We start from the raw sequence: 21,315 nt of genomic DNA on the forward strand, positions 1-21,315 counted from the left end.
CCCAGCTAGTAGAATAGATGGCGATCGCATATTTTTTTAATCGCCTCAAAACCCTTCCCCAGTTTTTGATTTTGATGCCTTGCGGAGGACGGGCAATGGGTAATTTTTCAAAATTTTGGCGCACGTTGGCGATCGCCACGGGGATTTTAACGGTTCCCCTAGTCGCCCAGGCAGAACTGGTACAGGTGGTAGCCAGTCGCAGCTACGACGAAGACTACGGCCAGTACATGGAAAAAGAGCTATACGTCAACCCCACAACCATCAGACGGCAGGGGCCGTTTGCTTGGTGGGAAGTAGAAGCGGTCAACCGAGATAGCACATCGAAGGAATTGCGCTACCATGCCCGGGCCTATTATTCTGGGGACTGCTCCCGGCGGATCACCCGTCTACGGGAAATTTCGGTGTTTATCCTCAACGGCGAAAACACTGATTTTTACAAAAACTACGGCGATCAAGGGGAAGTGAATACGGTCTCCCCCGGTTCGACGGGAGCCAGCCTCCTAGACTTTGTTTGCGGCAATGGTCGCACCGATACAGCAACGGCTCCTCGCCTTGACGAATAGAAAACATTTCGACACGATATTCTAATGATCGTTTAGCATTCATTTCGTTCTAGGAAGCTGCCCATCGATACTATTCACGGTAATCTCAAAGGTCTTAAAAGTAGTCAACTCAAGCAGTTGCAACGACTGTATCAACAGGCTGTGCCTGGCGATCGCCTCATGACTCCAGAATTAGCCCAACGGATCGCGGCCCTAAGCACAGAGCTAAACCAAGCGGTTTGTGTTTATCTAAATCGCCGGGGCAAGGTGATCCGGGTGGGGGTTGGTTCGCCCCGACAAACCCAAATTCCCCCCTTAGAATTGCCCCGTTATGGTGCCGAGCGTTTATCGGGTATCCGCTGCTTGACCGCCAGCCCGAAGGATGAACTGCCCAAGGAATCGAGTTTAACGGCGATGGTGCTGCAACGGTTAGACGCCCTCGTAAGCTTTACGTTAACGGGGACGGGGACGACCAAACGGGGCCGGGGCGCCGCTGGCTATGTGAAAAATGTCTATGTGGCCCATCTGCTCCCCCAGACCCATCCGAGCCATGCCTATTGGCTGGTATCGGCGGCCCAAGCCCTAGAAGAGGTTTCCCAACAGGATTTTCTGGATCTCGTTGAAGGACTAGAGGCGGAGTTTCGCCGGGAATTTACCGCCCAACAAGTTGATCAAAGCCATGACCGGGTGATTCTCGTCGGCTTACAAACATCAGATATTGGCGATCGCCCTTTCCAGGATCGACTGACGGAACTGGCCCGCTTGGTGGATACCGCTGGGGGGGAAGTGCTGCTGACCCTGGAGCAAAAACGCAGTACGCCCCATCCCCAAACCGTTGTCGGTACCGGGAAAGTAGAAGAAATTGCCCTCCAGGTGCAAACCCTCGGCGCGAATTTAGTCGTCTTTGACCGGGATCTGTCCCCTGCCCAGGGGCGCAACCTGGAACGACAACTGGGGGTGAAGGTTTGCGATCGCACGGAAGTGATTCTTGATATTTTTGCCCAGCGGGCCCAGTCCCGCGCCGGGAAACTCCAGGTGGAATTGGCGCAATTGGAATATTTGTTGCCGCGCCTCGTGGGTCAGGGTCAAGCCATGTCCCGTTTGGGGGGTGGTATCGGCACCCGTGGCCCTGGGGAAACGAAACTAGAAACGGAGCGGCGCACGATCCAAAGTCGCCTCAGTCGTTTGCAAAAGGAAGTCGATCAACTGCAAGCCCACCGTTCCCGGATGCGGAGCCAGCGGCAACGGCAGGATGTGCCCACCTTTGCGATCGTCGGTTATACCAATGCGGGCAAATCGACATTAATTAACGCCCTCACTAATGCTGAAGTGTATGCGGCGGATCAACTGTTCGCCACCCTCGATCCCACGACTCGGCGATTGACTCTCAGCGATGAAGCCTTTCAAACCCAGACAATCCTACTAACGGATACTGTTGGTTTTATCCATGAGTTGCCTCCGGCCCTGGTGGATGCGTTTCGGGCGACCCTCGAAGAAGTCACCGAAGCCGATGCATTGATCCATGTGGTGGATCTGTCCCATCCTGCCTGGCAACATCAGTTAGAATCCGTCGAGAAAATCCTGGGGGAAATGCCGATTATGCCAGCCCAAGCCTTGTTGGTTTTTAATAAGCTGGATCAAGTTTCTAGTGAAGCACTCCAGGAGGCGAAGTTGCGCCATCCACACGCTGTTTATATTTCTGCCAGCGATCGCCTCGGTTTTGAAACGCTGCGGCAACGGCTTGCCCAGATGCTAAAACAACTATAAAGAGACAAATTTTCGCGAGATTGTAAACCAATTGTCAAAAAACTGCGAATTTCTCCCTTAGCGTAGAACATGACTCGTTAAGCTTGAGATATGTCTACTAGATTCCGAGGAGGTTAAACGTGAATGCATCAGAACGGGCCTTAGGCGTTGAGCTGGCGACGAAAATTGCCTCGGTGGTGAATTTATTCCGGGCCGAATTCCCCGATGCAAGGGCCGACCTCAAACCCTGGCGCAATGACCCCGAAACCCGTGAATGGATGGACCCAGATTCCATTGACATTGGCTTTCACTTGCCGGGCTGGAGTCCCCGTTTCCAAAGTCGGAGTATGCTGGTGCAAATTCGCTTTTTTACAGACCCCCTGGATCAAGTGCAAACCTTTATCGGCATTGAAACGGCGGGTTTTAATCACCAGGGGGAAGCTTGGCGGCTCTCAACCATTGCCCAGTGGCAACTGGTCGGCGACTATCAACCCGCTAAAGATGTCTGCGATCGCCTCCAACGATTTTCCCAAAAAGCCTTTGAACTGTTTGCTTCAGGAAATTCTGATGCTGTCACCTAGGAAGTCGGGGTACACTGTCTTGTTTCTAGCCACTGTTGCAGAATAATCTGGGCCGCCCGCTGATCGACGAGGCCCTTTTGTTGACGGTCATATTGTTTTTCAGCCTTGAGTTGGTTTTCGGCTTCGACGGAGGTTAAGCGTTCGTCCACATATTCAATAGGGAGTCCAAAGGCTTCTGCCAATTTACGGGCAAATTTTTGGGTGTGTTTGGCCTGTTTTCCCAAGGTACCATCCATGGCATAGGGCAGACCCACCACCAAAACTTGAATGTGGCGCTGTTCGATCCAATGGGCGATCGCCGCTAAATCTGCCTCTAAAGTGGTGCGCTGAATAGTGGTCAAAGCCGTCGCCAACAGCCCCAGACTATCACAGCCAGCCACCCCAATACGTTTACGGCCAATATCAAGGCCCAATGCTGCCACTGGTTTCATCTACCGTTTCTCAATTTTCCGGGAAAAAATCCCGCTGCGGTGATTCCTTTGGCAATTTTAGGCTGGGATGATTTTTAAACCAATGGATGCGGCTGGGGATTGGCGATCGCATCGGCTGCAAACCCTGGAGGACTCCTGATAATTGCAACGCTTCGAGGGGCTGGGATTCCCGCACTTTGTGCCACACCGAGCGAGACATGAGGAGTGTATGCTCCCTGGGGGTTGCGCCCACCGTTTCAAAAAATTCTTCCCGTTCCGGCTGGTAATCCGTAGAGGTGGTCAAAAGCGGTTGTTCTGGTCGGATCTGGGCAATCTGGGCCATTTTGATCATCAGTTCCGGATAGAGCCAGGTGTAGGCCGGGTGTACCGTGAGGCGGCCATGGTGGGGTTTGTGGTCTTGGTGGGCTAATTGCACGGCGAAATAACCGATGGCGGCTTTCCGTTGGGGCTCGAAAACGTATCCTTCGACCACATCCACGTGCTGCGTCCAATTTTTAACGCGGCAGATTAAATTGCTGAGGGGCGCACTCTTAAAGTCTTGAACGTGGCGATCAAAGACCTGCCTGAGCATTGGCGGCATGGAAGCGGTATCGAGTTGGTAGAGCAAGCGAGCATCAGCATTACCCACGGGCATCAAATTGGGTAGGGCGGGTTCCTGGAGGGCCAATTCACTGAGAATTTCCGGGGCGATCGCCCAGTAGGTCAGTTTTGCGAGGGGCTGGAACCCATTTTGACGGTAAAGGCTGAGGGTCTGTTGGGCGTTAACATTCACCTCTAAGACCCAGTTGCGGGCTTCGACAACATGGTCAAAGCAATAACGGAGCAGGGCTGAACCTGGGTCTCTGGCGGAGCCGTGGTATTGCAATTTGGGAAAATGGGGATCAATGATTACCTGTTCAACGCGCCAGGTACTTTGGGAGGAGTTGAAGGGGGAAATCTTCACAAAGCCCACGAGCTGGCCATCGACTTCAATCACATAGCCGTGGAAGCTGTACTGATTAGGATTTGGAAAAAAACTCAGTAACTTAACGAGGCCGTAGAAATTCTTGATATTTTCGAGGTGATCCTCAAGGGGCATATCGAGGGGAGAAGGCCCATCTAGATCCGCTTCGCTGGCAAAATTGGCGATCGCCGTGAGATCTCGATACTGTACTGGCCGGATGGATACTTTGCTTTGTTTGCTCATTCCCGCTGTCATGGTCAGTATTGTCCCCAATTCAGTCCGCTGTTGCCCCTATCTTAACGGGTTTATGGGCTGAATGCACCGACTCAGACTTAGCTTCAGCTTTCCCCCTGGAAATCTTGATAGCGCCGCACAATCACAAGGCGATCGCCCACAACCGGATTCCGCGCCACGAAATTTCCGGCTAAATCTTCCACAACCATCTTTTTAAAATCGAGCAACTGGGCTAATTCTAAAACCTCCATGCCGAGGCGATCTTGCAACCCCTCTCGCAAGAGATACCAAGCATCACCTACCGTAATCCGCAGGGTATTGGTGTCAAAATCCGCCTGGATCATGCGCACAATGTTGTCCCCATAGGGTTGGGTAACTTCATCTAACTGGGCTTGAATTGCCGCAATTAAACGTTGTTCCGGGGTCAGGGGTTTGGGGGGTTCTACGCTGGCGGCTGGAGCTGGTTCTGAAACTTTGGGGGCCACTTGCGGTGCGGGGGTTTCTGGCTTGGGGGTAACGGGGGAAACTTCTTCTGTCGGCTCCGTCACTGGGGATTGGGCAATATCTTCGCTGAGTTGGGGCGTTTGGGTCGTGAATTTCCAGAGAAAAATAAAGGCGATCGCCGCCGTTGCCGCACCCAGCCAAAGTTTTTGTTGCTGCCACCAGGGTTGCCGTCGGGGCCGACGAGGTACGGGTTCAACACGCCGGGGTTTGACCTTGGGCACTGGGGCGGTCGGTACTTCAACCCCAGGAGTATTCGCAGGGACTTCTACCACAGGATTAATCGCCGCTTCCGGTTGCTGCTGTAGTTGCCGAATCAAATTTTCTGTATCGGTGCTCAGGGTATCGAGGGCCGCCGTTGGAATCTGGCTGGTTCCTGTTTCCAGGTCGGCGACCACTTGTTGCAGTTGGGCTAGGGTTTGTTTGAGACGGCTCAGGGAAGCTTGGGGATCAGCTTGGCTCATGGGTTACGCCAAAAATTACAAAACATCACACAGCAGCAGAAAATCTGCGTTCTCATTTTAGGCGATCGCCTTCCCCCGTTGATTGTTTTGCCAAAAGCTGGTTCTTGCTTGTTTAACTGGTGAAGATTTCTTCAGATCCCCAAGAATCTTTCCTGGGGGGTTGCCATTTTTCTTGAGGGGGTTTATGCTAGTAAAAGCGCCGCGGGATAGAGCAGTCTGGTAGCTCGTCGGGCTCATAACCCGAAGGTCGGTGGTTCAAATCCGCCTCCCGCCACCAAATCGAATCAGAAAGCAATGCCTCACCTCTGGGTGGGGTTTTGTTGTTTTAGGCAGTATTGAGCATTCTAATTTTAAAGATTGTCTCTTGTTAGCGAACCATTGCCGTCAAACCGAGAACTCCACAATACAATGCCAAAGTAAGAGAGGCAGCGGGACAACCAGAGAACTTCTTTGATCGCGACATCGCCCAGGGAATTTTTTTGGCTGAGTCCGCCGCGTATTTTGATATTGCGGTACAGCGGAGATTTTTTATGCGTGCAGTTTTAATGGCAGGTGGTGCTGGGACAAGGTTGCGTCCCCTGACTTGTGATTTACCGAAGCCGATGGTGCCAGTGCTCAATCGCCCCATTGCTGAACACATCATCAATCTGCTCAAACGCCACCGCATTACCGAAGTGATTGCCACGCTCCACTATGTGCCGGACATCATGCGGGACTATTTTCAGGATGGCCACGAGTTTGGTGTCAAAATGCATTATGCCGTGGAAGAAGAGCAACCTTTAGGGACGGCGGGCTGCGTCAAAAATGTCGAAGAACTGCTTACCGAAACCTTTGTGGTGATTAGTGGGGATAGCATTACGGATTTTGATCTCGCGGCGGCGATCGCCTTCCACCGTGAAAAAGGTTCCAAGGCGACCCTGGTTCTTACCCGTGTTCCCAATCCCGTTGAGTTTGGTGTCGTCATCACCGAAGAAAACGGACAAATTAGTCGCTTCCTCGAAAAACCCTCCACCAGTGAAATTTTTTCCGATACCGTCAACACAGGCACTTACATCCTTGAACCGGAGGTGCTGAAATATCTCCCGGAAAACGAAGAATGCGACTTCTCGAAGGATCTCTTTCCCCTGCTCCTCGACCGGGGAGAACCGATGTATGGCTACATTGCCGATGGCTACTGGTGTGATGTCGGACACCTTGATGCCTACCGTAAAGCCCAGTACGATGCCCTCGCCCGGAAAGTCCATGTGGAATATTCCTATGAAGAGCGATCGCCAGGGATTTGGATTGGCCACAATACCTTTATTGACGACAGTGCGACGATTTCCCCCCCAGCGATGATTGGTGATAACTGCCGCATTGGGGCTAGAGTTCACATTGAACCCGGTACGGTCATTGGCGATAACGTGACCGTCGGTGCCGACTCTGACCTCAAACGTCCTATTCTCTGGAACGGCGTGGTCTTGGGCGATGAAGTGCAGTTGCGGGCCTGTACGGTGGTGCGGGGAAGCCGGGTTGATCGCCGCGCCCATATTTTAGAAGGAGCCGTGGTGGGGGCATTATCCACCGTGGAAGAAGAAGCCCACATTGGTACTGGCGTGCGAATCTGGCCCAATAAACGGATTGAGGCGGGGGCGATTGTGAATATCAACCTCATCTGGGGCAGCACAGCCCAGCGGAATCTGTTTGGTCAGCGCGGGGTTTCTGGCCTCGCCAATATTGATATCACCCCCGAATTTGCCGTCAAACTGGGGGCGGCCTACGGTTCGACTTTAAAAATTGGCTCGATGGTGCTAGTTTCACGGGATCAGCGCAGTGTCTCGCGGATGGTGAGTCGTTCCTTGATTGCGGGGTTAATGTCGGCGGGGATTGGCGTGCAAAATCTCCAGGCCACAGCAATTCCCATCGCTCGAACCATGGCGAATATTCTAGATGTGGAAGGGGGAATTCATGTGCGGCTCCACCCGGAACGGTCGGATCATCTGCTAATTGAATTTCTCGACAGCCAAGGAATCAATATTTCTAAGGCGAAGGAAAAGAAAATTGAGGGGGTTTATTTTAAAGAAGATCTCAGGCGGGTGGCGATCGCCGAAATTGGTGAAATGTCCTGTCCGGCGCAAATTATTGAGCAATATAGTCAGCGCTTTGAAGATCACCTCAATATTGGTGCCTTGATGAATAGTGGCTCAAAGGTGGTCATTGACTACGCCTATGCCGTATCTGGTGCTGTTTTGCCGACTATTTTGAATAAATTTAGCTGTGATGCCGTTGTCCTAAACGCTAGCCTTAAGCAAAATTCCCCTGTGGGCCAAGAGAAAGAATCCCTACTGTTGCAGTTGGGCCATGTGGTAGAAGCCCTACGCGCCAGCATGGGAGTACAGGTTGCCGCCAACGGAGAACAACTCACCCTCGTCGATGAATCGGGACTATCTATCTATGGGGAACGCCTCACGGCCTTGCTGACGAGCATTCTCTTCACGGCCAGTCCACGCAGTTCCGTCGTGGTGCCCATCTATGCGTCGAGTGCTGTAGAACAAATTGCCCGCCGCCATGATGGCCATGTGATCCGCACCAAGGCCAACCCCACAGCCCTCATGGAAGCCTGCCGGAATAATCCCCATGTGGTGTTAGGGGGAAGTGGAGACATGGGTTTTATTTTCCCGGAGCTGCACCCTGGCTTTGATGCGATGTTCACGATCGCCAAATTAATTGAGATGTTGACCATCCAAGAGCGATCGCTCGGTCAAATTCGGGCAGAATTACCAATCGTTTTCCACAAGTCTTACACGATGCGTTGTCCCTGGCGGGTGAAGGGAGCTTTAATGCGGCACTTGGTCGAAATCCATGAGAGCGATCGCCTGGTGTTGATCGATGGCGTCAAAATTATTGATCCGGTTTCGGATAACTGGGTGCTGGTGCTGCCCGACGCTGGGGAACCATTAGTACATATTTACGTCAACAGTGAAAGCCGGGAATGGGTCGAAGAATCCTTGCGGGATTATCGCCACAAGGTGCAGAGTTTCATCGAACGGGAACAAAACGGCGATATGCCAGAATTTTAGGACGCGGTTTTACGGCCGTGGTCGGGACAAGGGGGCGCGGAGATTGTCCGGTCTAACCATCCTTGGGCCTGTTCTAGATGTTGCAGGGCGGCGGCGGGATTGTCATTCAACAAAAAAACCAGAGCCGCAGATAAATGTTGTTGGGCTTGGATTTTGCGGTTGCCTTTTAATCTGTGCCAATCATTGGGGGCGATCGCCAACTTTGCCGCCAATGCCTGTGCCAATTCAAGGCTATCGATTTGAGTTAAATCAGACGTTAAAACATTACCCATCACAAAAACCCATTGATTGCGAATATATAAAAATGTCGGGGTTTACCATGGTAAACCCCGATACCCTAGACCGTCATAATGTCTTTTTCTTTGATCTTGAGCAGGTCATCGATTTTTGTCGTAAACTCGTCCGTCACCTTCTGGATATCGTCCTGCAAGCTACGGGATTCATCCTCGGAAATGTCGCTATTTTTCTCCTGTTTGCGCACATCATCAATGGCATCACGGCGAATATTGCGGAGGGCCACTTTTCCTTCTTCAGCTAATTTTCCAGCCGTTTTGACCAATTCTTGACGGCGCTCCTTCGTTAGCGGCGGAATATTTAAGCGGATATTTGTCCCATCATTGTTGGGGGTCAGACCCAAATCGGACATGGAAATGGCCCGCTCCACATCACTCAAACTACCCCGATCAAAGGGTTGGATCATAATGGTGCTGGAGTCGGGTGTCGAAATACTCGCCAACGATTTTAGGGGAGTTTCTGCACCGTAATATTCCACCGTAATCCGGTCGAGGAGGGAGGCGCTGGCTCTCCCTGTCCGGAGGGTGTTAAAAGACCGCTGGGTTGCCTCAATGGTCTTTTGCATATTTTCTCTAAGTTCACTTAACTGCACAGGAACCTCCCACGATTGTTCCAACTGGTTCACCTTTAACGGCACGGACAATGTTGCCTTTCTCAAATAGATTAAACACCATAATTGGGATGTCGTTTTCTTTGCAAAGGGCGATCGCCGTCCCATCCATTACCCTTAAATCATTGGCGAGAACGTGGGCATAGGTCAAGCTTTCATAGCGTTTTGCTGCGGGATTTTTCGCTGGATCGCTATCGTAAACCCCATCAACTTTGGTGGCTTTGAAGATCACTTCGGCGTCAATTTCGGCGGCCCTCAGGGCAGCGGTGGTATCGGTGGTAAAGAATGGATTCCCGGAGCCTGCGCCAAAAATTACTACCCGGCCTTTTTCTAAATGCCGGATAGCCCGTCGCCGGATATAGGGTTCTGCGACCTCTTGCATGGCGATCGCCGTTTGGACTCGGGTCGGAATATCGATTTGTTCGAGGGCATCCTGGAGGGTCATCGCATTCATCACCGTCGCGATCATGCCAATATAATCCGCCGTGGCCCGATCCATCCCTTTAGCCGAAGCCTGTACCCCACGGAAAATATTGCCACCGCCAACCACGATCACAATTTGCACACCGCTGGAGACAACTTCCGCAATTTCTTTGGCGATGTCTGATACGATTTGCGGGTCAATCCCGTAACCGAGATCCCCCATCAGAGCCTCACCACTCAGCTTTAAAAGAACACGTTGGTACGCCATCGGTTGTCCCGTTCCTATCTAACTCGCGTTTTGCCTCCATTAAAATAGCAGCTTTTCGGAAATTGCGGCCCGACCCAAGAAAACTTTGCGCCCTGAAAAAGTATTTTATTTTTTATTACCATTTAGATTATTAAAGTGAATCTAAATCAAAAATTATCACTGGAGCAACGGCAATGGGCGCAGTCACCGCCGCAGATCAATGGCATTGGCAAGAATGGGAAGGGCGGCCCTATTTAACCTGTGCACTGCTAGAGCCTTGGCACCATGGCTTTTTCACCCAAGCTTTTGCCCCGGAACTGCCAGAAAATCTTGTGAAAATTTTCCATCCGGAAATCCCAACCTACCGTGTCAAACAGGTGCATGGGAATACCGTCCTCACGCCCCACGAAATTAATTGGGAAGGGGAGCATTTTTCGCCAGCGGATGGGATTGTTTCAACGGCTTCCCAACAGGCTGTTTTTGTCGCCACAGCAGATTGTACGCCAGCACTCATTGGCGATCGCCGCACCGGACAAGTGGCGGCCATCCATGCGGGCTGGCGGGGCACAGCAAAACGGATTATCCCCGAAGCGATTCAAAAGTTTCTCGATGCGGGTTCTGAAATAAAAGATTTGCTAGTTGCCCTTGGCCCGGCCATCAGTGGCGAAGTTTACCAAGTCTCCACCGATGTTGCCGTCGAGATGGGAGTCAGTTTAGGCTTGCAGGATCTTGTAGATGATCTCGATGGGATGCTCCTCGCCTTGGAAAATCTCCTGGATTCACCGATCTTGCCCGATGATGAGCATGAAAAAGTGCGCCTTGATGTCCGTCGCGTCAATCAATTACAGCTTGAGCAGTTGGGTCTAGATCTTGGGCAAATGGCGATCGCCCCCCACTGCACCTACCAACAGCCTGAACATTTCTTTTCCTATCGCCGCAGTAACCAAAAAAACGTGCAATGGTCAGGAATTGTTTCCCGCTAACCCCAGGCGAAAGTTTCGATAAAAAAGAGAGGCCTTTGCAGTACCTCCCTTCATCGCTAAAATTTGCAATCAGTTGTGCAGTTTATAGAAAAAGCTTGTGGAACCCAGAGGAAAATACCTGGTTTCCGCAACTACTTCACCCTACTCTGTTGCACTCATGTATTCATCATCAGTATCGAGATCTTCGCTCTCGTCCACTTGATCTTCAACGGTCAGACCAGCCGCTTCAGCCCGGAGCTTTTCGCGGTACTTCTCTGCCATTTCCTCGGCCTTTTCAAACACAAGGTCACGGTTCTTGAGCATATCGCCCGGTTCGGGTTCAAGCTGCTTCGTCGACAAGGAGATCCGACCCCGTTCCGCATCGAGATCAATGATCATTACCTTCAGTTCGTCGTTCACCTGGAAGACGCTGTGGGGGGTATCAATGTGGTCGTGGGAGATTTCAGAAATGTGGAGCAGGCCGCTGACACCGCCGATATCAATAAACGCACCATAGGGCTTGATCCCACGGACAGAACCCACAACGACTTCGCCGACTTCTAAGCCATTCATCTTCCGCTCAACCAGTGCCCGACGGTGGCTGAGGACGAGGCGATTGCGGTCTTCATCGACTTCGAGGAATTTGAGGGGCAGTTCCTGGCCGACGAGATCTTCTTTCGCTTGGCGAGTGCTGATGTGAGAACCGGGAATAAAACCGCGCAACCCTTCAATACGCACCAAAGCACCACCACGGTTGGTGGCAAACACCAAAGAGCGAACCGTCGCATCTTCTGCTTGGAGTTGACGGACACGTTCCCACGCTCTCATGTATTCAATACGGCGGATGGAGAGGGTAAGCTGACCATCTTCGTTCTCATCGGTGAGAATGAAAAACTCACGGGTTTCGTCAGATTGAAGAACCTCATCGGGAGTATCCACACGGTTAATGGACATCTCCTGGATGGGAATATATGCTGCGGTTTTCGCGCCGATGTCGATCAATGCACCTCTTGGCTCCATACTAAATACGGTGCCGGGAACGATATCTCCAGGGCTGAAGTGATAATCGTATTTGTCTAAGAGAGCGGCAAAATCGTCATGGGTAAAACCAATATCTACTGTAGCTGTGTTCTGACTGACCATGTGTGTTTCTATTCCTAGTGTTTAATCTCCTGAACTTTTGTTGCTGACCTCCAACCTCGATACGCGACCGACCTTTGGGATTTAAGGCACAACCCAAAATGGCTTTTTCATAACATATGTTTGGTGGGAGAAATAGTCTAGGGATGGGAAAGCATCGCCTCGACTAGCTTTGGGTAAATTACGGGAGCCTTGGATGTCTTCAAATTTGAATGCTTGATGACATCTTGATAAGTAATTTACAGCAGCAAGAAAAACCGTACTACGATCAAGGCAGTATGGCAGGGTACATATCTTAAAATGTAAAAGTTAAATATATTAAGATACAGGATATCAATAGTATCTCAAAAAATGGCGCAGATCCATAAGTTCCCAGGCTTATTTTTTCGGCTGTCACTGCAGGGGAACGGGATCAACAAAATAAATCTCGTTTAATCTAGTTTGCAGAGGGCGTTAGGACTGAGGGAGAAGTCAGATCTTCTGATTCTTCGTCTTCATTGAGGGTCTGAATCCAGAGGTTGGCCTGCTCGGCATTGTCCTGGAGATGACTGAGGGTTTCGATAAAGTCATCAACCCCTTGAAACTGCCGGTACACAGAAGCAAAACGCACGTAAGCGACTTCACTTTCTTGGCGGAGCCGATGCAATACCAAATCCCCAATTTGGGCTGTGGTAATGCTGCGCTTGGGTTTCTGTTGGAGTTGGGCTTCAATTTCTTCGGCGATCGCCTCTAGGGTCGAGGGTAAAACGGTTGTTTTTTCACAAGCCCGCACCATACCCCGCAAAATTTTAGAGCGATCAAAGGCTTCACTTTGACCATTGCGCTTGATCACAGAGATGGGCACAAATTCGATCCGCTCGTAGGTGGTGAAACGGTGTTTGCAACTGAGGCATTCCCGACGACGACGAATACTCCGTCCAGCGCCGGTGGATCTTGACTCTAAAACGCGACTATCAGTATGTTGACAATAGGGGCATTGCATAACGATTGGAACAGAAAAAAGTTGGCCGATCTGAGCGAAATATGGCAGCCGCTGATCGGTGCATCCTAATGATTGGGGGAAAACGGAGAAAGCCTGAACCAAGAAAAAATCTGCCCCAAAAGACAAACTTTTCGCTTTAGTTCAGGGATGATCTTCAAAGGTTGGTATGAGAAAATCAAAGTTTATTTTTCGATACGGGGGGGTTCGCGGAAGGCGATCGCGAAAAAGAGAACCGATAACGCCATCGCTAGCACAATAATGTAAGCAACACTATCCATGTTTTTAAAAAATCCTTGGGTTTTGAACTTTTGCTTCACTTTAACATTTTTTTGTTCGGATCCTCAGTTGGGGTTTTATTGATAATTGAGATTTTAAGTTTTTTAACGTTTTCTGCCCCGTTTGGGAAAAATATGAGGTCTTGGGGGCTTGGGGAAAAGATTTTTGCAGACTATTCGAGGCACAGCTAGGGGATGACGGAACAAATTTTAGAATTAAAAGTTGAAGGAGCAGGGGAACGCCTGGATCAATGGTTGGCCCAGCAGCTCCCAGAGTTGTCACGCTCTCGTTTGCAGCGATTGATTGAGCAGGGTCAAGTGCAGCTCAATGAAGCCCTTTGCCAATCGAAAAAGACAAAATTAAAGGTGGGCGATCGCCTAATACTCAAGATTCCCGCCCCAGCAACTATGGCCCTCGCACCGGAGGCAATGGATCTGGATATTTTGTTTGAAGATGAGCATTTTTTAATCGTTAATAAACCCGCTGGGATGGTGGTACATCCGGCACCGGGAAACTATACAGGCACCCTTGTCCATGGTTTGTTGGCCCACTGCGGTGAAAATTTAGCAGGCATTGGTGGGGTACAGCGGCCTGGCATTGTGCACCGCTTGGATAAGGACACGACCGGGGCGATCGCCATTGCAAAAACAGACCAAGCCCACCAACATCTACAGGCGCAAATCAAGGCTAAAACAGCGAGGCGTGAATACATGGGCATTGTCTACGGTTGCCCCCGGAACGATGCTGGGACAATTGAGGCACCGATTGCGCGGCACAAAGGCGATCGCAAAAAAATGGCCGTCGATGAAACGGGGCGTCCGGCGGTGACCCACTGGGAGATCATGGAACGTCTGGGCAATTATTCCCTGCTCTATTACAAACTAGAGACGGGGCGCACTCACCAAATCCGCGTTCACAGTGCCCACATGGGCAATCCAATCATCGGGGATCCCCTCTATACCAGCAATAAATTTGATAAGGTCAAACTCACGGGCCAAGCACTCCATGCCCGCAAGCTCATGGTCGAACATCCAGTGACCGGAGAAACGATCGAGGCGATCGCCCCTTTACCTCCAGAATTTGAAAAGTTACTGCGATTTTTGCGGCAGCGGGCCTAGGGCAGCGCCCCCCGCCACTGGATTACCTGCTGAGTCTGATGTTCACCGAAACGCCGCTCCGCCGTAATTTCTAAATCCACCACCATTCCGCTCTGGAAATACTCTTGAGCCAAGGGGAGATCTCCCAGGCGTAGTTGATATTCTGAACCAATTTGCTGCACTGCTCCTGGGGAAAGGCGTCCACTATAACGGGTTTCGTAGGTGTAGCCCTCCCGAAATTGGGGTGTGGGATTACGGGTGCGGTAGGTGACAATAAATTGTGTGTCTAACCAATCGCTCCGAGGCCCGAGATCGAGGATGCTGAAAGTTAGATCGCGGCCAGTTCCCCGCAAACCCTGGCGGATCAATTGGGTGGCCTCATCTGCTTGCATCGCCCGGTTAACTTGGATTTGGAAACCGTTACCCTGGGGTTGAACGGTGTAATCTAACCAAGCTGCCCCCGATTGTTGTACTGCTAACTGCTGACTGTCTCCCAAGCTGAGGCTAAATTGTGCTTCGGTAAAGGCGGTTTGGGGTTGATCAGCGGCCCAAACCAGTTGGATCGGCGTAGTGAAAAGTTCGACATATTCGCGATAGGTATCGGGGACTTGGGAACCGCTGGCTAATTTGCTGCGTAATCCTGTAGGCGATCGCCAAATATTTTTGCTGAGGGTCGTCCCCGATCGTTCCAATGCGGCGAGAGAAATGGTGGTATTGGGATTGTCAGTAGGGATGGTGGTTAAATTTTGAATGAGGGTCACGGTGCCAGGAGTTCCATCTCTGCCAGGGTTACCATCGGGAGCGTTACGACCATTGCGACCGGGGGTACAGTAATAGCGTTGTTGAGTACATCGCTCTTCTTTTCTAGGTTTTTCTTCGGGATTGTTGCTGGCCACTTCCTCCAGATGGCAAGTTTCGACGACCCAAGAGGAATAGGGACAACCACAGCCGCGACCCCCGTAACCGCCTCGTCCTTCTAGTCCACCTTCGCCACCGCGATTGTCAATGAAAATTAGGCGGAGATCCTGGGGCTGTTGATAGAAAATTGTCACATCCGCGCCATCGCCCCCATTACCACCGTTGCCGCCTCGACCGCCATCGCCCCCATCAGCGCCCCGAATATTGTGTTCTGGTCGTCGCCAATAGCTAGAACAGCGGGCCGCTTCGCCATATTCGCCGTCAGTGCCTGGTTCGCCGTCGCCACCCTTTAGGTCAAACGTGCGGGCGGTGCCATCGATAATGATTGTTTGATCTTGGACACTGCTGCCGGAGCGACCATCGCGACCAGGGCGACCATCGCGCCCCGTCTGTCCCCACGAGAAGGAGTTATTGTAATAGGGATAATGCTGGGAAACCCCAGGGGCGATCGCCCCGACCATAATTACCCCGACCACAACGCTGCCAATTCCCACCCAATGGTGCCACTTCATCGCGTTTGACCCCTGATTTATCCGCCCGGATATTACTCCGTGACGGGCTAGAAACCTCTTTAGTTTCTAGTGTACCCAGCAGCCCACCAGGCAAAAGGCGAATTTTGGACGGATTTTTTTTGCATAACACCCCATATTTAGCGGAGGAAAAAGTTTCTATGTAAAAATAACAGAGAGGACACTATACAGAAATTATTCGCAGCATACATAGTCTATGTGTGTGTCACCTAGAGGTCATAGGAAAAAAAAGATGACTGATTACTTTGGTTCTTGTCTGTGTGGAACCACGAAATTTAAAGTACAAGGGGAGTTCGACAGCTTTTACCTGTGTCATTGTCAGCATTGCCAAAAAGATACAGGGTCAGCTCACTCGGCAAATTTATTTTCGCGGTCTGCTAAATTGATTTGGCTGGCTGGTGTGGATGCAGTGACTACATTTACGCTTCCAGGTACTCGCCACAACAAAAGCTTTTGTAAGTTGTGTGGTTCAGCGTTGCCAAGCACTCAGATCGCTGATTTTCTGGTCATTCCCGCAGGGTGTTTGGACACAGAAGTTTCTATGTCGCCAACTGCCCACATCTTTACATCGAGCAAAGCTGCTTGGGATAGAGCGTTAGGGGAACTGCCAAAATTCAAAGGGTTGCCAAGTTAAGCGACCATCACATCACAAGTCAAAGCACGCTAACTTCACCATCCTGAAATACAGTATTTGACGAAAAAAATTAGGGCGTTGTCGCTGTCCACCAGGCGCCCATTGGAATTTTTGTTGCAAAACGCAACCTTATGATGCATAATGCAATCATCTAGTTAGAAAAATAGTATGTCTGTTGCCGTTCGTATCTCTAACTCTTTGGCGACAAAGGCTAAAATTCGTTCAAAAGCCATGCATCGTTCAGTTGCTGGTCAAATCGAGTATTGGGCGAAAATGGGTGAAATTCTCGAAGATAACCCTGATTTGTCTTTTGCTTTTGTACAAGAAATCCTCATCGGTAAAGAAGAGGCTGAGAACTCTGAGTTAACACCTTATGAGTTCCAATAAAAAGAAAATCGAAGTATATCAAACTCCCTCCTTTACCAAGAAAAAAAAGAAGCTTCGTAAAACTGAAATTGCAGACCTAGATAATGCTGTTAAAGCGATTATTGAAAATCCAGAAATTGGTGTTCAAAAAAAAGGCGATTTAGCTGATGTGTGGGTCTACAAATTTAAAATGGCAAAACAGGAAAATCTGCTTGCTTATAAGTGGGATGCGGAAAAAAGAATTCTTATTGCACTTGGCGTCCACGAAAATTTTTATCGTGATCTGAAAAAATCAAACTTCTAACAACGAGTTCGAGCGCAAAATTCCAAAGCTCTCTCTGCTCAACGTCGATGTTGAAAATTTGATTGGGCGATCGCCACATGAGAAAAAATTAGGGCGTTGTCGCTGTCCACCAGGCGATCGCATAATCTTGGCTAGCTTGATTGGCTTGCTCGGCATAGACAACCCGCACTTTATACTTTCCCGTTTGTGATACGGGGCAAAAAATATGTTCAACGCTATCAACGGGACTGGTAGAGCGACATACCGCATCGCCTAAATTGTCAGCATCCGCTGGCAAGAGATAGAGATTGAGATCATTCAAGCCGCGATCCGTAAAACTTTCTCCCACATCATACAGACCATTATTGTTCTGGTCATTCAAGTCCACCCAACGATCCCAAGTGAGGGTCAGGGCTACAAAAGAATCCCGTTGTAGGGGCATGGCGAAATGATAGTCCTGAAACTCTTGGGCGCTAATTTTGTCGTAATTCCAACCCCGACTTGGCACAGGCGCTGTTGTTGACCATTGTCCGGCGGCCAATTGTTGGTAAGCGCGTTGGGCGTTGAGTTGACCGGTACCCATTTCGATATCCAGGGGAATGTCGGGATTTTTGTAAGCATCCCCTTCGAGCCAGGTACGATTTTGTTTACTGAGAATCGTGCGGGTCATTTCCAGAGACTTCCCGTCCCCGGTATCGGCAATTTTATCGGCACTGTTGAGCAATACCGCTTTCATCACTTCATGGCGACGGGCAGCGAGGCTCCATGGGTCGGCCTGGGTTTTCAGTTGGCGATCGCTAAATTCTTGTAACAAGGCAACGGTGCCAGTGATGTGGGGGGCAGCGAAACTCGTACCGCTCACCCGGTCGATTTTATTAAAGGTGGTGATCAGATTGAGCTGACTACCGGGAGCACTGAGGCTAATGGCCCGGCGGGAACCCGTATTAATTTCCTGGCGAATCAAACGACTGCCACTGCCCACAGGCAGGGAACTGAGATTAGCAAAATCAATTTTATTAAACGTATCCCCTTGAAACCGGGTGGTGTAGGCGGTAGTAATGCCGTTGTAATGATCCGTCGGAATCGGGATACCACCAGTGCCTTGGTTTCCGGCTACCACATGGAGGACATCATAAACCCGCGCTGTCCAGTCTAAACATTGGGTCAAAAGGGCATTGCCATCTAAGGCTGGATTCGGCCTGGGATCGCGACTGAGGGATTCCCCAAAACTGAAATTGATCGCCCGCACGTCGCCGCCATTTTGTCGGGCAATGTGTTGGGTCGCGAGACATTCCTCTGGTTGGGCCGAATCGTCAGTGGAACCGATCGCCGAGGAAAACAGACGGGCTTCCGGGGCGACTCCCAGTTGACGTTTGTCTTGTCCGACCATAATTCCCGCTACCATGCCCGCGTGGTCATCGACGTGATCATCGGGGGTTGCCTTTTCGTTGAGGAAAAACAGTTGGGAGAGTCCCAGTTGGGGTTGCCAGACGGCCCGTTTATCGAGGCCAAATTTGCCGGGGCGACCAATTTCTACCTGGCCAATAGCAATTTTGCGGCCCAGTAGATCGTAGGGTTCACGGTGGAGGATGGTAGCTTGGATCCCGTTGTCGCCGATAGAGGTATTAAAGTCCTGGGCGATCGCCCCTTCAAATCCCCCAAAAACCGTCAAACCGAGGGTGAATATCCCAAAAAGTGACCGTTTTTGCCTAAATTTTCCCATGATCTTCCGCTATTAACCCAAAACTGAATACTAAACAATGTGAATTGCTACATAAATCGGCGCCAGCCTCTAGTTAAACTTAACGTAAATCATCAAAAAACAGGTTGAGAAGTTTATATATGGATACCGCCGCACTCTGGCAACGTTACCAAGCTTGGCTCTACTACCATCCGGAACTCGAATTTTACGTCGATATCAGTCGGATGGGCTTTGATGAGGCGTTTGTACAAAGTTTACAACCGAAGTTTGCAAAGGCATTTCAAGATTTAAAAGCGATCGAAGCCGGGGCGATCGCCAACCCCGATGAAGGCAGAATGGTGGGTCACTATTGGTTGCGTAACCCTGATCTCGCCCCCAATGCGGAACTAAAAGCAGATATTGTTGACACCCTCGAAAAAGTCGAAAAATTTGCCAAGGCAGTGCATGCGGGAGAAATTACGGCTCCCGGTGGTGTGCCGTTTACAGATATTCTCTCCATTGGCATTGGCGGGTCTGCCCTCGGCCCCCAATTTGTCGCCGAAGCCCTCGCCGATGTGGATGCGCCGTTAAAGATTCATTTCATCGATAACACCGATCCCGACGGCATTGACCGCACCCTCGCCCAAGTCAAAGATCGGCTGAATACCACCTTGGCGATCGTCATTTCCAAATCCGGCGGCACCCCCGAAACCCGGAACGGCATGGTTGAGGTGAAAAATTTCTACAAAGCCCACAAAATTGATTTCTCTTCCCATGCAGTAGCGATTACCGGAATTGGCTCCAAACTCGAAAATGTCGCGAAATCCGAGCATTGGCTCACCACCTTCCCGATGCATGACTGGGTGGGCGGTCGGACTTCCGAATTATCAGCCGTGGGTTTAGTTGCCGCCGCGTTACAGGGCATTGATATTCGGGCAATGCTCGACGGCGCAAAAGTGATGGATGATGCCACCCGCATTCCTGAACTGAAACAAAATCCGGCGGCATTATTGGCTCTGGCTTGGTATTACTCCGGCAATGGCAGGGGCGAGAAGGATATGGTGATTTTGCCCTATAAAGACCGTTTATTGCTCTTTAGCCGCTATTTGCAGCAACTGATCATGGAATCCCTCGGTAAAGAGGAGGATCTCGACGGCAATAAGGTCTACCAAGGGATCGCTGTCTACGGGAATAAAGGCTCCACTGATCAGCACGCCTATGTGCAACAACTGCGGGAAGGGGTTCCCAATTTCTTCGCGACCTTTATCGAAGTGTTAGGCGATCGCCAAGGTGACTCTATCGATATCGAAAATGGCGCAACTAGCGGTGATTTTCTCTCCGGCTTTTTGCTCGGCACCCGCGAAGCCCTCTATGACAATGGCAGGGACTCGATTACCATTACCGTTCCCGATGTCGATGCCCGTACTGTCGGTGCCCTGATTGCCCTCTATGAACGGGCTGTCACGATCTATGCGTCTTTGGTCAATATCAACGCTTACCACCAACCTGGCGTCGAAGCTGGGAAAAAAGCAGCCGCATCAGTGCTCGACCTCCAGAAAAAAGTGGTGGATGCGGTAACGACGAGTGAGTCCCCTCTGACCCTCGATAGCCTAGCGATTAAAGTCGGGGCGGTTGAACAAATTGAGGTGATTTACAAAATTGTCCGTCATCTGGCTGCCAATGGTCGCGCCTTGAAATTAGAGGGCAATCCGGCTCAACCTAGTGCGCTAAAGATTAGTCGTCTCTAAGTTCAGAATGTCTCACATTCAAGCTATGGCTGACCTGTCACGCGCTCCAGGATAAAGAAAAATGGCTGGGTAGATTGCTTGAAATCCATCACACCAAACACCTGATTTTCGTTGATTTTCCTAAAGGAATCGTTGATGGGCAGGCAGTCATAGATCATGGTGGCGCTGACTTTGCCGCGATATTCCATCATTCGGAGTCTGGCTTGGCTTTTTTCGGTTTTAAATAGGCCATTGAGCAACCCCAGAAACGGTTTAAAGGCCGGGTTTTGAGGCATGGGCAATTTCAAGACCATCTCCATGGTTTTGAGGTTGGGAGCTACTTTAAAAATTTCTCCCTGACGACCAGAAAAAAGTAGGGGATGTACAGTTTCCGGGTCGATAAATTCTTTGCCGTACCAGTTACTTAACTCCAGCAGACCATCCATCGGGTGCCCTGTATAAATTCCCCGGCCTCGCCACCGTCCCCACATAAAGTCCAGATCAACGGTTTCGAGGCGGTCAAAGAGTTCAAGGGCTTCCTGGGTCGTACCTTGGCCTGTTTGCAAAATGCTTGGTAACTCAGCTGTGGTCGTCATCGGCGATCGCTTTCCATCAATGTTTGGGGTCATTTCCATAGGCTAACA

At 50.6% G+C, this 21,315-nt stretch carries 22 protein-coding genes and 1 tRNA gene; 11 read left to right on the forward strand and 12 right to left on the reverse strand.

The genetic code is table 11. From position 1 onward, the window contains the following. The first annotated feature begins 17 nt into the window (after positions 1-17). From AWQ23_RS04875 to AWQ23_RS04885, 3 genes are all read left to right on the forward strand, one after another. Positions 18-563 (forward strand): surface-adhesin E family protein, encoded by a 546-nt coding sequence (locus AWQ23_RS04875; RefSeq protein WP_062433114.1) that lies wholly within the window; start codon positions 18-20, stop codon positions 561-563. 57 nt (positions 564-620) lie between these two features. Continuing rightward, the gene (hflX, locus tag AWQ23_RS04880) at positions 621-2,309 is read left to right on the forward strand and encodes a GTPase HflX (protein WP_315862682.1); all 1,689 of its coding nucleotides are present in this window, start codon (positions 621-623) and stop codon (positions 2,307-2,309) included. Positions 2,310-2,428: 119 nt separating this feature from the next. Beyond that, positions 2,429-2,869, forward strand: a complete 441-nt coding sequence (locus AWQ23_RS04885) for a hypothetical protein (RefSeq protein WP_012306573.1) — start codon at positions 2,429-2,431, stop codon at positions 2,867-2,869. On the opposite strand, the gene ruvX is transcribed toward AWQ23_RS04885, so the two are convergent. The 3 genes from ruvX to AWQ23_RS04900 form a co-directional block, all read right to left on the reverse strand. Then, entirely contained in the window at positions 2,866-3,300 is a 435-nt protein-coding gene (ruvX, locus tag AWQ23_RS04890; protein WP_062433120.1) for a Holliday junction resolvase RuvX, read from the reverse strand. The genes AWQ23_RS04885 and ruvX overlap by 4 nt on opposite strands. Before the next feature lie 10 nt (positions 3,301-3,310). Further along, positions 3,311-4,486, reverse strand: a complete 1,176-nt coding sequence (locus AWQ23_RS04895) for a GNAT family N-acetyltransferase (protein ID WP_232308963.1) — start codon at positions 4,484-4,486, stop codon at positions 3,311-3,313. Between the two features lie 95 nt (positions 4,487-4,581). Then, a complete protein-coding gene (locus AWQ23_RS04900; RefSeq protein WP_062433126.1) occupies positions 4,582-5,442 on the reverse strand; it encodes a hypothetical protein in 861 nt (286 codons plus the stop codon). 200 nt (positions 5,443-5,642) lie between these two features. Here AWQ23_RS04900 and AWQ23_RS04905 point away from each other — a divergent pair. Further along, positions 5,643-5,719 (forward strand) — tRNA-Met (locus tag AWQ23_RS04905). A gap of 253 nt (positions 5,720-5,972) precedes the next feature. Next, entirely contained in the window at positions 5,973-8,501 is a 2,529-nt protein-coding gene (locus AWQ23_RS04910; RefSeq protein WP_012306577.1) for a mannose-1-phosphate guanyltransferase, read from the forward strand. On the opposite strand, the gene AWQ23_RS04915 is transcribed toward AWQ23_RS04910, so the two are convergent. The 3 genes from AWQ23_RS04915 to pyrH all read right to left on the reverse strand — a co-directional run bounded on the left by AWQ23_RS04915 (position 8,498) and on the right by pyrH (position 10,096). After that, on the reverse strand, positions 8,498-8,773 hold the full coding sequence (locus AWQ23_RS04915) for a DUF6439 family protein (protein WP_062433129.1): 276 nt from the start codon (positions 8,771-8,773) through the stop codon (positions 8,498-8,500). The genes AWQ23_RS04910 and AWQ23_RS04915 overlap by 4 nt on opposite strands. A gap of 65 nt (positions 8,774-8,838) precedes the next feature. Next, positions 8,839-9,387 (reverse strand): ribosome recycling factor, encoded by a 549-nt coding sequence (frr, locus tag AWQ23_RS04920; protein WP_012306579.1) that lies wholly within the window; start codon positions 9,385-9,387, stop codon positions 8,839-8,841. Next, positions 9,374-10,096 carry a UMP kinase gene (gene pyrH, locus AWQ23_RS04925; protein WP_012306580.1) on the reverse strand — a complete coding sequence of 241 codons (723 nt, stop codon included), beginning with the start codon at positions 10,094-10,096 and terminating at the stop codon, positions 9,374-9,376. Before pyrH ends, frr begins: the two co-directional genes overlap by 14 nt. 173 nt (positions 10,097-10,269) lie before the next feature. Here pyrH and pgeF point away from each other — a divergent pair, with 173 nt between their 5' ends. Further along, positions 10,270-11,058 carry a peptidoglycan editing factor PgeF gene (gene pgeF / locus AWQ23_RS04930; protein WP_062433131.1) on the forward strand — a complete coding sequence of 263 codons (789 nt, stop codon included), beginning with the start codon at positions 10,270-10,272 and terminating at the stop codon, positions 11,056-11,058. Positions 11,059-11,199: 141 nt separating this feature from the next. On the opposite strand, the gene AWQ23_RS04935 is transcribed toward pgeF, so the two are convergent. From AWQ23_RS04935 to AWQ23_RS04945, 3 genes are all read right to left on the reverse strand, one after another. Beyond that, positions 11,200-12,180: a 30S ribosomal protein S1 gene (locus AWQ23_RS04935; RefSeq protein WP_012306582.1), complete on the reverse strand. Its 981-nt coding sequence runs from the start codon at positions 12,178-12,180 to the stop codon at positions 11,200-11,202. Between the two features lie 433 nt (positions 12,181-12,613). Further along, positions 12,614-13,159 carry a transcriptional regulator NrdR gene (nrdR, locus tag AWQ23_RS04940; RefSeq protein WP_012306583.1) on the reverse strand — a complete coding sequence of 182 codons (546 nt, stop codon included), beginning with the start codon at positions 13,157-13,159 and terminating at the stop codon, positions 12,614-12,616. A gap of 182 nt (positions 13,160-13,341) precedes the next feature. Beyond that, the gene (locus AWQ23_RS04945; protein WP_012306584.1) at positions 13,342-13,437 is read right to left on the reverse strand and encodes a photosystem II reaction center protein T; all 96 of its coding nucleotides are present in this window, start codon (positions 13,435-13,437) and stop codon (positions 13,342-13,344) included. Between the two features lie 192 nt (positions 13,438-13,629). Here AWQ23_RS04945 and AWQ23_RS04950 point away from each other — a divergent pair, with 192 nt between their 5' ends. Further along, positions 13,630-14,553 carry an RluA family pseudouridine synthase gene (locus AWQ23_RS04950; protein ID WP_062433133.1) on the forward strand — a complete coding sequence of 308 codons (924 nt, stop codon included), beginning with the start codon at positions 13,630-13,632 and terminating at the stop codon, positions 14,551-14,553. Here the strand turns inward: AWQ23_RS04950 and AWQ23_RS04955 are convergent. Further along, positions 14,550-15,962: a hypothetical protein gene (locus AWQ23_RS04955; RefSeq protein WP_062433135.1), complete on the reverse strand. Its 1,413-nt coding sequence runs from the start codon at positions 15,960-15,962 to the stop codon at positions 14,550-14,552. The two genes, AWQ23_RS04950 and AWQ23_RS04955, sit on opposite strands and share 4 nt — an antisense overlap. A 250-nt stretch (positions 15,963-16,212) precedes the next feature. Between AWQ23_RS04955 and AWQ23_RS15720 the strand changes: the two genes are divergently transcribed. The 3 genes from AWQ23_RS15720 to AWQ23_RS04965 all read left to right on the forward strand — a co-directional run bounded on the left by AWQ23_RS15720 (position 16,213) and on the right by AWQ23_RS04965 (position 17,284). After that, entirely contained in the window at positions 16,213-16,614 is a 402-nt protein-coding gene (locus AWQ23_RS15720; protein WP_071884904.1) for a GFA family protein, read from the forward strand. Positions 16,615-16,782: 168 nt separating this feature from the next. Continuing rightward, positions 16,783-17,001, forward strand: a complete 219-nt coding sequence (locus AWQ23_RS04960) for a TA system antitoxin ParD family protein (protein WP_062433137.1) — start codon at positions 16,783-16,785, stop codon at positions 16,999-17,001. Further along, positions 16,988-17,284 (forward strand): type II toxin-antitoxin system RelE/ParE family toxin, encoded by a 297-nt coding sequence (locus tag AWQ23_RS04965; RefSeq protein WP_062433141.1) that lies wholly within the window; start codon positions 16,988-16,990, stop codon positions 17,282-17,284. Before AWQ23_RS04960 ends, AWQ23_RS04965 begins: the two co-directional genes overlap by 14 nt. 88 nt (positions 17,285-17,372) lie before the next feature. Here the strand turns inward: AWQ23_RS04965 and AWQ23_RS04970 are convergent, their stop codons facing one another. Next, a complete protein-coding gene (locus AWQ23_RS04970; protein WP_062433144.1) occupies positions 17,373-18,986 on the reverse strand; it encodes a S8 family serine peptidase in 1,614 nt (537 codons plus the stop codon). Between the two features lie 119 nt (positions 18,987-19,105). Here AWQ23_RS04970 and AWQ23_RS04975 point away from each other — a divergent pair, with 119 nt between their 5' ends. Next, on the forward strand, positions 19,106-20,692 hold the full coding sequence (locus tag AWQ23_RS04975) for a glucose-6-phosphate isomerase (protein WP_062433146.1): 1,587 nt from the start codon (positions 19,106-19,108) through the stop codon (positions 20,690-20,692). Between the two features lie 23 nt (positions 20,693-20,715). Here the strand turns inward: AWQ23_RS04975 and AWQ23_RS04980 are convergent, their stop codons facing one another. Further along, positions 20,716-21,267: a DUF4334 domain-containing protein gene (locus AWQ23_RS04980; RefSeq protein WP_062433148.1), complete on the reverse strand. Its 552-nt coding sequence runs from the start codon at positions 21,265-21,267 to the stop codon at positions 20,716-20,718. Positions 21,268-21,315: the final 48 nt, after the last annotated feature.

Origin of the sequence: Picosynechococcus sp. PCC 73109 (genome assembly GCF_001521855.1) — a bacterium.
In the GTDB taxonomy this organism is placed as follows: Bacteria; Cyanobacteriota; Cyanobacteriia; order Cyanobacteriales; family MRBY01; genus MRBY01.

Coding starts and splice junctions, on each gene's coding strand:
- AWQ23_RS04965 (WP_062433141.1), top strand. CDS start 16,988: ATGAGTTCCAATAAAAAGAAAATCGAAGTATATCAAACTCCCTCCTTT.
- AWQ23_RS04945 (WP_012306584.1), bottom strand. CDS start 13,437: ATGGATAGTGTTGCTTACATTATTGTGCTAGCGATGGCGTTATCGGTT.
- AWQ23_RS04915 (WP_062433129.1), bottom strand. CDS start 8,773: ATGGGTAATGTTTTAACGTCTGATTTAACTCAAATCGATAGCCTTGAA.
- pgeF (WP_062433131.1), top strand. CDS start 10,270: ATGGGCGCAGTCACCGCCGCAGATCAATGGCATTGGCAAGAATGGGAA.
- AWQ23_RS04970 (WP_062433144.1), bottom strand. CDS start 18,986: ATGGGAAAATTTAGGCAAAAACGGTCACTTTTTGGGATATTCACCCTC.
- AWQ23_RS04960 (WP_062433137.1), top strand. CDS start 16,783: ATGTCTGTTGCCGTTCGTATCTCTAACTCTTTGGCGACAAAGGCTAAA.
- AWQ23_RS04900 (WP_062433126.1), bottom strand. CDS start 5,442: ATGAGCCAAGCTGATCCCCAAGCTTCCCTGAGCCGTCTCAAACAAACC.
- AWQ23_RS04935 (WP_012306582.1), bottom strand. CDS start 12,180: ATGGTCAGTCAGAACACAGCTACAGTAGATATTGGTTTTACCCATGAC.
- ruvX (WP_062433120.1), bottom strand. CDS start 3,300: ATGAAACCAGTGGCAGCATTGGGCCTTGATATTGGCCGTAAACGTATT.
- AWQ23_RS04980 (WP_062433148.1), bottom strand. CDS start 21,267: ATGACGACCACAGCTGAGTTACCAAGCATTTTGCAAACAGGCCAAGGT.
- pyrH (WP_012306580.1), bottom strand. CDS start 10,096: ATGGCGTACCAACGTGTTCTTTTAAAGCTGAGTGGTGAGGCTCTGATG.
- AWQ23_RS04950 (WP_062433133.1), top strand. CDS start 13,630: ATGACGGAACAAATTTTAGAATTAAAAGTTGAAGGAGCAGGGGAACGC.
- AWQ23_RS04975 (WP_062433146.1), top strand. CDS start 19,106: ATGGATACCGCCGCACTCTGGCAACGTTACCAAGCTTGGCTCTACTAC.
- AWQ23_RS04910 (WP_012306577.1), top strand. CDS start 5,973: ATGCGTGCAGTTTTAATGGCAGGTGGTGCTGGGACAAGGTTGCGTCCC.
- AWQ23_RS04895 (WP_232308963.1), bottom strand. CDS start 4,486: ATGAGCAAACAAAGCAAAGTATCCATCCGGCCAGTACAGTATCGAGAT.
- nrdR (WP_012306583.1), bottom strand. CDS start 13,159: ATGCAATGCCCCTATTGTCAACATACTGATAGTCGCGTTTTAGAGTCA.
- AWQ23_RS04875 (WP_062433114.1), top strand. CDS start 18: ATGGCGATCGCATATTTTTTTAATCGCCTCAAAACCCTTCCCCAGTTT.
- AWQ23_RS15720 (WP_071884904.1), top strand. CDS start 16,213: ATGACTGATTACTTTGGTTCTTGTCTGTGTGGAACCACGAAATTTAAA.
- AWQ23_RS04955 (WP_062433135.1), bottom strand. CDS start 15,962: ATGAAGTGGCACCATTGGGTGGGAATTGGCAGCGTTGTGGTCGGGGTA.